At 44.6% G+C, this 13,139-nt stretch carries 14 protein-coding genes and 3 pseudogenes; 10 read left to right on the plus strand and 7 right to left on the minus strand.

The window, feature by feature from the left end; translation table 11 throughout:
- Positions 1-314 precede the first annotated feature (314 nt).
- Positions 315-572 (plus strand): type II toxin-antitoxin system Phd/YefM family antitoxin, encoded by a 258-nt coding sequence (locus tag AB4375_RS11350; protein ID WP_005398415.1) that lies wholly within the window; start codon positions 315-317, stop codon positions 570-572.
- A complete protein-coding gene (locus AB4375_RS11355) occupies positions 560-862 on the plus strand; it encodes a type II toxin-antitoxin system RelE/ParE family toxin (protein ID WP_025548916.1) in 303 nt (100 codons plus the stop codon). The genes AB4375_RS11350 and AB4375_RS11355 overlap by 13 nt, the downstream gene beginning before the upstream one ends.
- Positions 863-905: 43 nt before the next feature.
- On the opposite strand, the gene AB4375_RS11360 is transcribed toward AB4375_RS11355, so the two are convergent.
- On the minus strand, positions 906-1,862 hold the full coding sequence (locus AB4375_RS11360) for an IS110 family transposase (RefSeq protein WP_017064050.1): 957 nt from the start codon (positions 1,860-1,862) through the stop codon (positions 906-908).
- Positions 1,863-2,374: 512 nt separating this feature from the next.
- The gene (locus AB4375_RS11365) at positions 2,375-3,397 is read right to left on the minus strand and encodes an IS110 family transposase (protein ID WP_136982452.1); all 1,023 of its coding nucleotides are present in this window, start codon (positions 3,395-3,397) and stop codon (positions 2,375-2,377) included.
- Between the two features lie 177 nt (positions 3,398-3,574).
- Here AB4375_RS11365 and AB4375_RS11370 point away from each other — a divergent pair, with 177 nt between their 5' ends.
- Both AB4375_RS11370 and AB4375_RS11375 read left to right on the plus strand, forming a co-directional pair.
- Complete coding sequence (locus AB4375_RS11370) at positions 3,575-3,856, plus strand: type II toxin-antitoxin system Phd/YefM family antitoxin (protein WP_372051618.1); 282 nt, start codon at positions 3,575-3,577, stop codon at positions 3,854-3,856.
- The gene (locus tag AB4375_RS11375) at positions 3,853-4,140 is read left to right on the plus strand and encodes a type II toxin-antitoxin system RelE/ParE family toxin (RefSeq protein WP_017064044.1); all 288 of its coding nucleotides are present in this window, start codon (positions 3,853-3,855) and stop codon (positions 4,138-4,140) included. Before AB4375_RS11370 ends, AB4375_RS11375 begins: the two co-directional genes overlap by 4 nt.
- 150 nt (positions 4,141-4,290) lie before the next feature.
- Here the strand turns inward: AB4375_RS11375 and AB4375_RS11380 are convergent, their stop codons facing one another.
- Together AB4375_RS11380 and AB4375_RS11385 are read right to left on the minus strand one after the other, a co-directional pair.
- On the minus strand, positions 4,291-4,569 hold the full coding sequence (locus AB4375_RS11380; protein WP_017059447.1) for a type II toxin-antitoxin system mRNA interferase toxin, RelE/StbE family: 279 nt from the start codon (positions 4,567-4,569) through the stop codon (positions 4,291-4,293).
- A complete protein-coding gene (locus AB4375_RS11385; RefSeq protein WP_017059448.1) occupies positions 4,566-4,850 on the minus strand; it encodes a hypothetical protein in 285 nt (94 codons plus the stop codon). The genes AB4375_RS11380 and AB4375_RS11385 overlap by 4 nt, the downstream gene beginning before the upstream one ends.
- A 185-nt stretch (positions 4,851-5,035) precedes the next feature.
- Between AB4375_RS11385 and AB4375_RS11390 the strand changes: the two genes are divergently transcribed.
- From AB4375_RS11390 to AB4375_RS11405, 4 genes and pseudogenes are all read left to right on the plus strand, one after another.
- Complete coding sequence (locus tag AB4375_RS11390) at positions 5,036-5,737, plus strand: lipoyl protein ligase domain-containing protein (RefSeq protein ID WP_102393084.1); 702 nt, start codon at positions 5,036-5,038, stop codon at positions 5,735-5,737.
- Between the two features lie 144 nt (positions 5,738-5,881).
- Entirely contained in the window at positions 5,882-6,889 is a 1,008-nt protein-coding gene (locus tag AB4375_RS11395) for a substrate-binding domain-containing protein (RefSeq protein ID WP_372051619.1), read from the plus strand.
- A 109-nt stretch (positions 6,890-6,998) separates the two neighbouring features.
- Positions 6,999-7,775 (plus strand): annotated as a pseudogene (locus AB4375_RS11400) (family 1 glycosylhydrolase); the annotation flags it as partial.
- A 31-nt stretch (positions 7,776-7,806) separates the two neighbouring features.
- Positions 7,807-8,424 carry a bifunctional 4-hydroxy-2-oxoglutarate aldolase/2-dehydro-3-deoxy-phosphogluconate aldolase gene (locus AB4375_RS11405; protein WP_050643456.1) on the plus strand — a complete coding sequence of 206 codons (618 nt, stop codon included), beginning with the start codon at positions 7,807-7,809 and terminating at the stop codon, positions 8,422-8,424.
- A gap of 90 nt (positions 8,425-8,514) precedes the next feature.
- Here AB4375_RS11405 and AB4375_RS11410 read toward each other — a convergent pair whose 3' ends face one another.
- From AB4375_RS11410 to AB4375_RS11420, 3 genes and pseudogenes are all read right to left on the minus strand, one after another.
- Entirely contained in the window at positions 8,515-9,390 is an 876-nt protein-coding gene (locus tag AB4375_RS11410; protein WP_017067570.1) for a radical SAM protein, read from the minus strand.
- Positions 9,391-9,608: 218 nt separating this feature from the next.
- A complete protein-coding gene (locus AB4375_RS11415) occupies positions 9,609-10,430 on the minus strand; it encodes an SDR family NAD(P)-dependent oxidoreductase (protein WP_065583748.1) in 822 nt (273 codons plus the stop codon).
- Between the two features lie 210 nt (positions 10,431-10,640).
- Positions 10,641-10,799 (minus strand): annotated as a pseudogene (locus AB4375_RS11420) (enoyl-CoA hydratase/isomerase family protein); the annotation flags it as partial.
- A 446-nt stretch (positions 10,800-11,245) separates the two neighbouring features.
- Between AB4375_RS11420 and AB4375_RS11425 the strand changes: the two are divergent.
- Together AB4375_RS11425 and AB4375_RS11430 are read left to right on the plus strand one after the other, a co-directional pair.
- Positions 11,246-12,619 carry an MATE family efflux transporter gene (locus tag AB4375_RS11425; RefSeq protein ID WP_017064035.1) on the plus strand — a complete coding sequence of 458 codons (1,374 nt, stop codon included), beginning with the start codon at positions 11,246-11,248 and terminating at the stop codon, positions 12,617-12,619.
- Between the two features lie 9 nt (positions 12,620-12,628).
- Positions 12,629-13,038, plus strand: a pseudogene (locus tag AB4375_RS11430) (LysR family transcriptional regulator).
- Positions 13,039-13,139: the final 101 nt, after the last annotated feature.

The raw sequence follows: 13,139 nt of genomic DNA on the forward strand, positions 1-13,139 counted from the left end.
TGTTCATAAAGGGTGTTGTAGCGTTTTAAGTCATCGGGTTTCATGGGGTTACTCCTGTGAACGACCATCAGGGTGATGGTGTTACAAGAGTATGGTTCGCACTCGTTTTACTCTGCCGCGTAGCGGCTTCGTTCAACAAGCAATTTAAGAGGGATTCACAACGCTTGGCCACTTTCATACAAATCAGCTTCGGTGTTTAGGGCACAAATTTTAAGTCGGGTGGTATTGCGTTATCGCCCGTTAGCCGTCATGTAGCTTGCTATACTCAAAGTGATAGAATAGTATCACTTTAGTATTCCTTTGGAGCAGCTCTCATGAAAGTAGAACTAGTTACATCACTCAAACGCCAAGCAACTAAGATCCTCGCCGATCTCCACGACACCAAAGAACCAGTGTTAATTACTGAGCATGGAAAGCCATCTGCGTATCTAGTTGATGTTGATGACTACGAATTTATGCAAAATCGTTTAGCTATTCTTGAGGGTATTGCACGAGGTGAGCGTGCACTAGCTGATGGTAAAGTGGCAAGTCATGATGAAGCTAAGGACAAAATGTCAAAATGGCTGAAATAATCTGGACTGAGCCAGCGTTATCTGACCTCAACGATATCGCTGAATACATCGCACTTGAAAATATCGTAGCTGCAAAGCAGTTAGTGCAAACGATCTTCTCCAAAGTCGAACGCCTACAAACTTTCCCAGAGTCAGGTCGTATTCCACCCGAGCTAGAACATTTAAGTTATCGTGAAGTTGTCGTTAATCCATGTCGTGTTTTCTATAAACAAGACGGTGACAAAGTGTTTATTCTGTTTGTTATGCGTGCAGAGAGAGATTTGCGTAAGTTCCTGTTGAGTAAGCAGTAACCTTTGGGAATGAGCGGCTAACAAACGACTATGGCGTCAATGATTAATTTTTGGCAGTGTTTTCATCCCACATGGCGCCATCTCTCAGCATAGAGTTAAGAGTCACAACCATCTTTCGAACACACGCGATTATTGCGACTTTCTTAGGCTTTCCGGCAGCTACAAGTCGAGCATAAGTTGCTTTGAATACGGGGTTACATTGCATGGCTGACATCATTGCCATATATAACACTGTGCGTACTTGCGCTCGACCGCCTTGGATCACGCGCTTACCTTTGTAGCGCCCACTTTCGCGTGTTATTGGAGCGACACCAATTAGTGATGCCGCTTGTTTATTTGTGATGTAGCCAAGTTCTGGTACGTTGCTAATTATTGATGCAGCGGCAATGTTTCCTATTCCAGGGACGCTCTGCAATATTGTGTTTTTAGCCTGATATTCAGGGCTATCTTCAATGAGTTTAACGAGCTTTTCTTCTAACTTGGTGATTTGATTTTTTATCGTGGTTAGCATCGGTTTGATAGTCGGATGGAGAGAAGCGGGAAGTATCTGGATTCGGTTCTTTTCCATGGTTTGCATGGATAACAACTGGTTTCGGCGAATGACTAAGTCACTCATTAGGCGTATGTTTTTTGGCTTTATGACAGTAAGAGCTGGTTTGATTGCTTCTCCATAGTGAGCAATCAATTCTGCATCTAAACGATCATTTTTGGCTCTGCGGCCAATAGCACCAGCGAACCGTTTTATGTGGACAGGGTTTGCTCTGACAATAGGTAATTGAGCCTCTGCACATGCAAGAACAAAAGGCATTTCTAATCGGCCTGTTGCTTCAATAACGATTCGTTCAGGACTGTGACTCTTAATCGTTTTGAGTGCTTTTTTGATGCCTTTATCATTGTTCTCTACTGAGAAAAATAGGTCTAGTGGCCTGATGTGGATGTCTAATTGTGTTTTGCCGGTATCAACTCCAACGTTGATGCTTTGATTGATTTTGGTATTCATAATAAGCTAACTCATGCTTGCGTAATGCGGGTTCGAGACCCAGTCGACTATTCGAGGTTTATGCTTGAAGTCCTATGTAGCGTTCATGTTTGTTATCGGTCTCTCGATAGAGGAGCCAGCGTTTAAACGAACTACTACATAGAAAGCTTTAGTTGCAGCTAAAGCCTGGGTCTCACATTACCCGATTGGAGTGCTTATTATCCATACAAAGCATTTAAGAGTGATTCGCAACGCTTGGCGCTTTCGCTTCGCTCAAGTATAGACAAGCGTTGCTCACACATATGGTCTCCCCCCAGTTTTGCAAGTCAGCAGTATGATTAAAAGCGCAGGTTAACTTCCATATATACGGCCTGTTTAACGGCTATTACCTTGGCCAAGATGAGGAAGTTGAACACGAAGTCCTAATCACCTTATCGACTTTATAAGACAGTGTGAGTATAAGGTTTTCAACGTGTAGGATTTATCCTGTTATTCATCTTACTACGTACTTTGCAAAGGGTTGGTGATCATCATTAGCTTCGTGTTGGTTGATACTCTTCGTTTTTAGTTATAACGGCCCACGCTATGCGCATGAGTTTGTTTGCTAAAGCGACAGCGGCTCTGTTTGGTCCTCGTCGCTCTTGGAGTTCAAGCATCCACTTACTGAGATTATCGGATTTAAATTTGGCGCGCCTAAGCGCAGCTCTTGCTCCATGAACGAGTAGGGAGCGGATATACGTGTTGCCTCTTTTGGTTATTCCTAGAAGAATAACTTTGTCGCCGCTGGTATCTTGCTTTGGTACAAGCCCCATTGCGGCGGAGGCATCTCTACCGGTTTTGAACTGTTGTCCAGAGCCAAGCCATACTGCAACGGCTTGGCTAGTGAGTGGTCCAAAGCCTGGAATAGACATGAGTCGCTTTGCGCTTTCGAACTGCTTGATGGTTTGGTTAAGTTTATCGTCGAACCATTTTACTTGTTTGTCGATGTATAAATATCGTTCGTACTGATGTGATAGCAATTCTCTTAATATACAAGACAGTTTGTTTTCATCTTTCTCGAGTATTTCGGGTATGGCCTTTCTGAAGGCAGCGGCTCCTTTGGGCATAATGATGCCGTATTCAGAGATAAGGCCACGCACTTGATTAACGATACGAGTTCTTTCAGTGACGAGCAGACGTCTCATTCGAATAAGAGATTGGATGTCTTGTTGCTCGACGGATTTATGAGGCACAGGGTGAGGTCTTTTGTAGAGCGCGACTTCGGCAATGGCTTCGGCATCGTTATAATCGTTTTTCTGTTTACGCCTTTGAGTTTTCACATGCTGAGGTGCGTAGAGTATGACTTCGTGACCGAACTGAGAGAATTCACGAGCCCAGTAGTGTGCGCCGGAACAAGCTTCCATGGCGATAGTACAGGGTGCTTTATTGGCGATATAGCTAAGTAGTTTACTTCGTTGAAGTTTTTTACGGCAAAGGTTCTTCCCTTTATGATTGATTTCAAAAAGAAAGAAGATATTTTTTGCTAAATCGATGCCGATGATTTTATGCTGAGTCATGGTCTTCTCCTTTTACTTCGGACCTGAACACTCCAAGCATGGCTTACCGTCATGTGAAGTGGTAGGGGGAGACCATCTCATCACCTTAACAGGGCTATAACACAAAATCAGGCTATTGCTCAAAATTGCTATTTGAACTATTATTTGTACAGTAAATTGTACCATAGGGAGTTCAACATGAGCCGCATCCATTTTGATCAAGATATTCGGCCTTTGTCTGAATTTCGTGCTGGCGTGACGTCATTTATTAAACAGATTAACGAAACTCGCAGACCACTAGTTATCACACAACGTGGTAAGGGTGTTGCGGTTGTCCTTGATGTTGCAGAATATGAAGCAATGCAAGAGAAGATCGAGTTACTGGAAGAAATGCGTACTGCTGAAGCACAATTAGCTTCAGGTTTAGGTGTTTCCAATGAAGACGCTCGTGCTCAAGTATTGGGGCGCATTAAGAAATGAAAGTAGTCTGGTCACCACTAGCATTACAAAAGTTAGGTGATGCAGCCGAGTTTATTTCACTGGATAATCCAGTGGCGGCAGAAAACTGGGTTAATGAGGTTTTTGATAAAACTGATTTACTCTCAAGTATGCCTGACATGGGGCGAATGGTTCCTGAGCTGCCTCATACCAATTACCGTGAAATTTTGTTTGGTCACTATCGCATCATATATAGCCTTAGCCATGAAATTCGCGTCCTCACAGTACGAAATTGTCGTCAGATACTAACGGAAAGTGACGTGTAGCAATTGTGTTATAACAAGCAATTTATGAGGGATTCACAACGCTTGGCACTTTTGCTCCTACTTCAAGTTAAGTGTTTATGGCACAATGCGTTAGGTTTGGGTGGAGGCGTTGTTCACCCCTTAATTGGGCTAGTTGCCCAGAGGAAGTAATCAATCCATTGGGAACTTTTGTTTCTGGTGGAGTACGCGCATAATTCGGATAATGTCGCCTTCGATCCAATAGGAGACGATCATTGAAATCTCAGGAATTATAAGTAATCGCCCACGAATGCCGTCTCTCTGTACACCCATTAGAGGCTGCTCAAGCAAGTTTTCTACTTTTGTTTCAATGAGGTTGTCAGCGTTTTCTGCCGCATCAGGGTTGAAGTCATAGATAAACTCAAAGATCCTTTCACGATCATTGAGTGATTCTTCTTCCCATAAAATCATTGCTTACCTCGATTACGTATTCTGGCTTTGCGTTCTTCCATTCGAGATTTAGCAGTTTGGTGTTCAACGAAAACGGATTCTCCTGAGTCAAACTTCTCAAATGCTAGGTTTACTTGTTCAGTTAGCCATGCATCGTGAGATAATGTCTGTCTTTGTTGCTCAGCGAGTTGCTCAGTAAGCTCACGGCAAGCACCACTCAGTGTGCGACCTTGGCTCTCAGCCATCTGTTGAGCTAGGCGTTTTGTTTCTTCATCAACACGAAATTGAATTCTAGTGTCCATGATGTATTCCTTTATTGGTGTGTGTACAAATGTTAGCACTCACCTTTGAGATGGGCAACTGACAAGCTACTATGGCGCCAATAACTAACTTTTGGTGCTATGTTTCATCGCACATAGTCCCATATCTCATCAACCATTGCAGAACGTTAAATGGTAGGTCACCACTATCTGTAGAGGAAAGTGCATTGAAGTTAACCAATAAACTCGTACGTTACCCGCACATTGATGTTAATCGTGCGTTTGAAAAAGAAGCTGAATTATTGCAGCAAATTCAGGCGGGTGAGATTGGGCAAGCCTTAATGTTGTGGCAAGCAAAAGCGCCGACACTTGTTTTGCCCGCAGGTAAAAAGTGGCCTGTGACCGTAGAGTCTAGAAAACAACTCGCGGCACAAGGTTGGCAACTCACCTCACGTAAAACAGGCGGCGCTCCCGTTCCCCAACTGCCGGGGATCATTAACTTATCGCACATTTACCATTGGCCTCGTGATGAAGCCTACAACATCCAAAAAGCGTATCTACATCTGTGCAATATCTTAACCCTGTTTTTTAAAGAACTGGGTATCGATGTGGATGTACACGCGACTCCCGGTTCTTATTGCGATGGTGATTACAATCTCAATATCAACAAACAAAAAATAGTGGGCACGGCGCAGCGTGTTTTGCTTAAACAAGGGGGCGGCCAAATCGTACTTTCGCAAGCTTGTATCTTGTTGGATGTCGACCTAGAGAACATCGTTGCACCCGTAAATTTTTATAATCAAGTTTGTGGAAATCCAACCGTGGTGGACGCGCAAGTTCATACTCCGTTGTCCGCACATCTGACAACTCTACCCAACGTAGACTCACTCTTTCAGCAGTTAAGCCAAGCTTTCATTAAGCATGCGTGATACCAACCTTTCGTTAACGCCAAACTAATTTGCCGATGGTAGAACGATTTCAATACTATGTGTCGATGACAACGAATGGGTTGAACTTGAGGCGGTGAGAACTTTATAATGTTACTTGTAACATAATAAAGAGTTCAAATAGTTATGACAGAACAGCAGAAGAAAACTCGAACCACACTTCAAGATGTTGCAGACAAAGTGGGGGTCACAAAGATGACCGTCTCTCGTTACATGCGCAATCCCGATTCAGTCGCAGCCAAAACTCGCGTTAAAATTGCAGCGGTTATTGAAGAGATGGGATACATCGAAAACAAAGCGCCAGCTATGCTCTCTAAATCGTCGAGTAAAGCGATCGGTATCTTGCTCCCTTCGTTATCAAACCAAATCTTTGCCGCGTTTGTTCAAGGTATTGAAACGGTTACTAAAGAGAATGGCTACGAGACGTTGCTTGCTCACTTTAGCTATGATGCTGTGGAAGAAGAGGAAAAGATTGCTTCGCTGCTTTCGTATCAAGTTGATGGGTTGATATTGACGGAAAGCCACCACACCCCCCGCACGTTACAGATGATCAAGAATTCAGGTGTTTCTGTTGTTGAAACGATGGAACTCCCAACCAATCCGATCGATATGGTTGTTGGCTTGGACCATATTGATGCTTCTTACCATGTCGTGAAGCGAATGATTGAAGCTGGTAAACGCTCTATTGCTTACTTTGGCGCTCGATTGGATGCGCGAACCAAGTTGCGTTTGCAAGGCTATGACAAAGCGATGTATGAGGCTGGATTAGAGCCTAAACACGTGTTGACTGAACAGCACTCTAACTTCTCTTTGGCTGAAGATCTGCTTGATCGCGCTCTTGCGGATTACCCAGATCTAGATGGCGTGTTCTGCACCAATGATGACATCGCGATAGGTACCTTGCTCATTGCCCCGCAACGTGGAATCCAAGTGCCGCAACAGCTATCTGTAGTGGGCTATAACGCGTTAGATATCGGTCAAACCATACGCCCAAAACTGACTAGCGTGGATACGCCACGTTATGAAATAGGTAAGAAAAGTGCCGAGCTACTGCTTGCCCGATTGAAAGGTGAGCCAGTCACGGAAACGGTAGTGGATATGGGCTATCGCATCACGGATGGCGAAAGCGTTTAACCAAGTATGGTGGAAACGGAAAGGGGCATCGAAATGATGCCCCTTTTGCTTTTACATTTAAGTAATGACACAGCTAGACGATAAAACTCGCCCCTTGTTCTGCACTCGAAACGCTTTGGTAACCAAGATTGCCCATGAAGTTGATGAGCAAAACCAAGTGGGTTGTATGCTGGCGGGCGGTAACTTCTATCCATATTCATGTAAGCCAGAAGATGTGCTGATGGCTATGGAAAAAGACCGCGAGAACCTGTTCTTTATCGATGTTCAATCGCGTGGTTACTACCCATCTTATGCTCAAAAAGTGTTTGATAACAAAGGTGTGGTGCTTGAAACACAAGAAGAAGATTTCGAGATTCTGAAAAATACTGTCGATTTCATTTCTTTCAGTTATTACGCTTCACGCTGTGCTTCCGCTGATATGAATGCAGGAAATACGAGTGCAGCGAACGTCGTTAAGTCCATCAAAAACCCTCATCTTCCAGCAAGTGATTGGGGCTGGGTCATTGACCCTACAGGTCTTCGAATTACGATGAACACACTCTATGACCGTTACCAGAAACCACTTTTCTTGGTAGAAAATGGCTTAGGTGCTCGTGATACCTTGGATGACAATGGAGAAGTGAACGATGATTACCGCATTGATTACCTTCGTCAGCACATTGTTGCGATGCATGAAGCAATGGAAGACGGTGTACCATTGATGGGTTACACACCTTGGGGTTGTATCGATCTTGTTGCGGCGTCGACCGGAGAGATGAGCAAGCGCTATGGGTTTATCTACGTGGACAGAGACAACCTAGGCAATGGTACGTTAAATCGTATTCCTAAAAAGTCATTCCACTGGTACAAAAAAGTGATCGCAAGCAACGGCAGCGACTTGGCTTAATTTGTCTGTTTGATAATGAGAGAAATGAACAATGAAAACAATTGAACAGCGACTCAGAGATATTCGCATCGTTCCGGTGATCGCCATTAATGACGTTGCTCAGGCTGTGCCGCTTGCGAAAGTATTGGTTGAGAATGGTTTGCCTTGTGCTGAAGTGACATTTCGTACAGAAGCGGCAGCAGAGTCGATTCGTTTGATGCGTGAAGCTTACCCTGAGTTACTGATTGGCGCAGGTACTGTGCTGACTACAGAGCAGGTGGATACTGCCATTGATGCGGGTGTTGATTTCATTGTCAGCCCAGGTTTGAATCCAACCACAGTCAAATACTGTCAGCAAAGAGGGGTTACGATCGTTCCTGGAGTGAATAACCCAAGCTTGGTTGAACAAGCAATGGAAATGGGGCTTAAGACACTAAAGTTTTTCCCAGCAGAGCCATCTGGCGGTGTCGCAATGTTGAAAGCGTTGACGGCTGTTTATCCGGTTAACTTTATGCCGACCGGCGGTGTAAGCCCAGCGAACGTTGAGTCTTACTTAGCACTGAAATCAGTCGTTGCCTGCGGTGGAACTTGGATGGTACCGACCGACAAAATGGACAAGGGTGATTGGGATGGAATCGCAGAATTAGTTCGAGCGATCGGTTCCAGATAGTTCGATAGAGAGATACATAGCTAGAAAATGAAAGGGCCAGCTGACACTGGCCCTTTTTGTGGCTGCTTCAAACGATGTAGAGGTTACTCGTTACCAAGCAAAGGTTTTAATGACGTTTTGCTTAGTGATTGGGTTATGCGCGATGTCTTGATTTATCTTATCAAGAAACGGCTTACGAGCCTGAGGCAACATGCCACGCATTGGTGAGATGTTATTGCCGTGGTCACCCCAGTAGTAGCAATCGAAATCTTCTAGGTTTTCGAGCAAGTATTTTTCTTCTTCCAGAATCTGCAATGGCGTTGGTAAAACAAACTCGCCACGGTTTACTTCTTTTTCCAATACCGATCCCGGTTGAACGGCTAAAGCCATCGGTGCAATCGCATCTGGCTGCATGATGTTCAACAAGCTGGTGGTATTAATCGCATGCTCTATAGAACGCTCTTTGCCGCCAAGGCCAAAGATGAAAGAAGCCAGTACCTTGATGTCTGCTTCACGGGCTAGGTTCATTCCTTCAATCGCATGCTCACGCGTCATGCGCTTTTGAATGCGTTCAAGCAAAATTGGGTCACCGGACTCCAAGCCTGAATAGGCCATGCTTAAACCTGCCGACTTAATCTCTTTTAATTCAGACAAGCTCTTACGACGGAAGTCATTGAACCCTGAATACAGAGAGATGTTCTTGATCTCTGGGAAGGTGATCTTGATGTAATCCAGAATCGAAATCAGCATCTCGGTTCTAATCGCCATCACGTTACCATCGACCAAAAAGATAGATTCAACATGCGGGTAGATTTTTCTCGCCGCATCAATATCTTCAAAGATGTCTTTGATGTCTCTTACTTTGAAACGCTTATCATCAAACATCGTGCAGAAGGTACACTGGTTATTACTGCACCCCAATGTTGTCTGGATGAGTACGCTCTCTGCTTCCATCCAAGGACGATAAACTTTACCTTCAAAACGCATAAATGCTCCTCGGCCGTAGCCTGTGTTGTTTCGACGGGGGCAAGTTTAGCAATCTGCATCTTGGGTGATAATTGGGCAAAGCGGGGAATCAGTATTAAAGAAATCTTAATAATCGAAAGAGCGCGCAGTTCTTTGTCTGTATAGATAGAACTGCGGCTTGGATTGTGTGTGTGGTGGTGGGGGGGGAGTGTTAGTGGTCGTTTTTTACTAATGAATGATCAGTGCGTAACGCACAGTTTTTCTTCGAGTAATTGATTAAGCACTGTCACCAGCTTGTGGTTCTTAGTGTTGTCTAATGCGTCGGCGTGCGGGTCTTTGAACAACCCAGAATCATTATCAAAATATTGACCAGAAGCGTTGGCAAACTCATCACTGAGCGCAGCACGACAAAGAATATCGGCTCCAATCGCAAGGTCGTTGCCATCAACGCCATAAGCATCTTTCACTAATTTACTACCAAGGAAAGAAGCTGGGTTTACAGGGATAATTGCGGTGCCTTTGTCTAAAAGAGTATTGGCTAATTCGATGGACCACATCGTTAGCGCCAGCTTACTTTGCGCGTAAACCGGACCATCAAGTTCGCCCGCATTCGGACTGATTAATGCATCTAGATCTACGGGTGCTTGGGCTGCTGAAGATAGGTTGACGATACGACCTGTCGCATCAAAAAGAGGAAGCAGCTTTTGTGTCAGTAGATACGGCGCAATGGTGTTTACGACAAAACGCACATCAAGATTGTCTGGAGTGGTGATGTCCGACACTTTATACACACCTGCGTTGTTAATGAGTATATCGAGTCGTTTGTGATCGCTTTTGATTTGAGTTGCGAGCGCCTCAACTTCAGAGAGCGTCGATAGGTCTGCGATGTAGCTTTCGATGATTGCATTCTTAGACAGGCGAGACAGAGCGGTCACGACTTTATTGACCTTAACTGGGTTGCGGCCATGAATCAGAACATGGTGCCCTTGCTGCGTTAGTGCTTTTGCGGTCTCTAAACCAATGCCATCCGTGGCACCTGTGATCAGAATTATTTTTTGCATATTCCGTCCTTCAAAAAATAGTTTGAACAACGTTATAACAAAGATTAATGACACATAGTTGCATTTGGCTCACAAGCTGAAGACTCAAATGTGAGTCTATGGGGTAAATAATGACCATTTTAACACTTGGTGGTTAACCGTTGGCGTTTAACGATTAAGTAAGACAATGGGTCAGTTTGTGACTGACCCAAATTAAGAGAAGTGACCGAGTTATTTGATGTCTTGAACGTTCATAACCAGAGTTTCCCAGTTACGTTGGTTTTCCATATCGTGCTCTAGGCCTTGCTCATCGGCAATTTGGAAGCGCTTAACCGCAGGGGTTTTGCTCGTAGCTTGATACAACCAATAAGCTTCCGCTTTGAGTGCTTCGGCTTCGTCAGCATCAAAGTCTCTTGCCCTTGAACATTCACAGTACCGAAGTCAAAAGTGACGGTAAGAATTCCATCCTCGGCTTGATCTTTAAACGTTGTATAACCTTGATATACCATTTCCATATTCCTTCTGAGAGATTTCATTTCAGCCTATTCAGTGTGAATGCGACCTAAATTCAGGCTAGCGAGGAATGTTCGAACCAACAATTAACCATTAAACGAAACACTATTAACGAATTATTAAGAGTGTTGGCGCGTTTGATAATTTCAATTTATTCAGTGTCTTAGATGGATATTTTAACGTTGAAGGTATCTTGCTAATTCGATTGTCAACGAAATCTAAAAACTCATTCCTTGTCTGGCGCTCTTATCCTTTTCATTTAGCTTCGTATACTGCTCAACTAGGTAATTAGCCCCAAAGTACAGACAAGAGTGAACCGACTTATGCAGATGAGATCCGCGACTTTGAAAACCATTATTGAGAAAACGCTGCCACTGACGCTGGGTGTGTTTGCGATCATGATGGTTCAATTGGTCGATTCGATCTTTATTGGTCAGCTAGGGGTGAATGAATTGGCGGTTCACGGTATCACCTTGCCATTTCAAGCAGCGTTTACCGGGGTTCAAGTGGGCATCGGTGTGGCGGCAACGTCCATTATTTCTCAAGCGGTAGGGGCAAAAGAACAACGTAAATCTACTTCAATTGCGACGCTGTCGGTTGGATTTGGAGTGTTGGTGATTGCTTTGATCTGCATAGGGCTGATTGTTTTTAGCGATTCTGTTTTTGCGTCGTTTGTGAATGATGTCTCTGACGCTCAATACCAATCCATGCTGTCGATTTTTAATGTGTACTGGCCGTTGTGGCTATTCAGTGCATTGATGGTGGCGGTGCTTTATCTGGCCACCTGCGTTTATCGTGCCAATGGCGATACCAAAACAACCGGCAGCATGTTCTTGGCTGCCAGCGTGATTAACCTGATTCTCGACCCTATTCTGATCTTTGGATTGGATATGGGCATCGCAGGGGCGGCGATCGCATCGAGCATTGGCTACGCTTTCGGCGCAATCTACATGCTAATCAAGTCTCGCGGCAAAGGTTGGTTTGGCTTCAATGGCGCGTGCAGTAACCGAATCAAAGGCTACAGTTTTGAGTTATTCAAGACGGTAATGCCAACCACTGCGAATCAGATATTACCTGCGGTCAGCGCGTTCTTCTCAATGCTATTGATTGCGAGAATCGGAACCGATGAGATGGCTTTTTGGAGCTTACTCGCCCGTGTTGAAAGTTTTATGCTGGTGTTTTCTCTTGCTCTGACGATGTCTATCCCGCCTATGATTGGTCGTTACCTAGGGGCGCAGCAGCGATGCAAAATCCCTGAGCTATTGAATACAACAGCGAAGTTCTTATTGGTTTTCCACACCGTGATGGCAACATTGTTGGCGCTGTTTAGTGGCTGGATTATTCCTGTTATCTCGGAAGAACAAAGCATACGCAGCTGGTTTGAAGTGACCTTGTTATTTATACCGTTCAGCTATGGGCCGCTTGGGCTTTGCATGTTGGTTGCGTCGGTCTTTAATGCCTTGGGTGTGCCGCGTAAAGCTTTGAATGTCTCTTTCCTACGCTTGTTTGTTTTCTACATTCCCGCTTTATGGATCGGCTCGATAACCGGAGACATGGTCAATGCGGTTATTGCTGCGACAGTCGCCAATGTTTTAGCGGGCGCTTTTGCATGGTTTAAGCTTAATGCCTATATTAAAACTCACATTATTCCCCGTGCCGCTGCGGCCAATAAGCAGCGTGTACTCAGCGCAGGCTAGCCATTATTGATGAACATTGAACATCTAAAATTGTTTGTGCGACTCGCGTCTACGCACAATATAGGTCAAGCAGGACAAGAGCTTGGGTTGTCACCTCCGGTAGCCAGTATTCATATCGGAAAACTCGAAGAGAGCCTAGGTGCTATCGCGTCGATCACGGTGAAGCGGTAAGGGATGTATGTGTCGATGGCTTGGGCATTGCCATGTGCGCGAGTTGGATAGCATACAAGCAGCTCGCGGAAGGTGCGCTGGTTGAGGTGTTGCCGGATTACCCTTTAAAGGATGAGGCGGCTATCTGGGCGGTATACCCGAGTGCTCAGTTACTTGCACCAAAGGTGCGCGTATTTATCGATTACTTTGTTCAATATTATGGTTCGCCTTCTTATTGGGATTGCGACGTAAACGGGCAAACTCAGTAATCTATAAGCTTCAACAAATTATCAGTTTTATTAAGCTCTCAGTCTCAGTAATAGAGCAAACGCAGTAGCGTTCAAGAAACACTTATTGAGAACAAATAAGA

It is taken from the genome of Vibrio sp. 10N.261.51.C6, from assembly GCF_041471785.1.
Taxonomy (GTDB): domain Bacteria; phylum Pseudomonadota; class Gammaproteobacteria; order Enterobacterales; family Vibrionaceae; genus Vibrio; species Vibrio crassostreae_C.

Excerpts from the sequence above, each read along its gene's own strand:
- AB4375_RS11395 (WP_372051619.1), top strand. The coding sequence starts at position 5,882 with ATGACAGAACAGCAGAAGAAAACTCGAACCACACTTCAAGATGTTGCA.
- AB4375_RS11410 (WP_017067570.1), bottom strand. The coding sequence starts at position 9,390 with ATGCGTTTTGAAGGTAAAGTTTATCGTCCTTGGATGGAAGCAGAGAGC.
- AB4375_RS11385 (WP_017059448.1), bottom strand. The coding sequence starts at position 4,850 with ATGGACACTAGAATTCAATTTCGTGTTGATGAAGAAACAAAACGCCTA.
- AB4375_RS11405 (WP_050643456.1), top strand. The coding sequence starts at position 7,807 with ATGAAAACAATTGAACAGCGACTCAGAGATATTCGCATCGTTCCGGTG.
- AB4375_RS11360 (WP_017064050.1), bottom strand. The coding sequence starts at position 1,862 with ATGAATACCAAAATCAATCAAAGCATCAACGTTGGAGTTGATACCGGC.
- AB4375_RS11355 (WP_025548916.1), top strand. The coding sequence starts at position 560 with ATGGCTGAAATAATCTGGACTGAGCCAGCGTTATCTGACCTCAACGAT.
- AB4375_RS11375 (WP_017064044.1), top strand. The coding sequence starts at position 3,853 with ATGAAAGTAGTCTGGTCACCACTAGCATTACAAAAGTTAGGTGATGCA.
- AB4375_RS11370 (WP_372051618.1), top strand. The coding sequence starts at position 3,575 with ATGAGCCGCATCCATTTTGATCAAGATATTCGGCCTTTGTCTGAATTT.
- AB4375_RS11365 (WP_136982452.1), bottom strand. The coding sequence starts at position 3,397 with ATGACTCAGCATAAAATCATCGGCATCGATTTAGCAAAAAATATCTTC.
- AB4375_RS11425 (WP_017064035.1), top strand. The coding sequence starts at position 11,246 with ATGCAGATGAGATCCGCGACTTTGAAAACCATTATTGAGAAAACGCTG.
- AB4375_RS11380 (WP_017059447.1), bottom strand. The coding sequence starts at position 4,569 with ATGATTTTATGGGAAGAAGAATCACTCAATGATCGTGAAAGGATCTTT.
- AB4375_RS11415 (WP_065583748.1), bottom strand. The coding sequence starts at position 10,430 with ATGCAAAAAATAATTCTGATCACAGGTGCCACGGATGGCATTGGTTTA.
- AB4375_RS11350 (WP_005398415.1), top strand. The coding sequence starts at position 315 with ATGAAAGTAGAACTAGTTACATCACTCAAACGCCAAGCAACTAAGATC.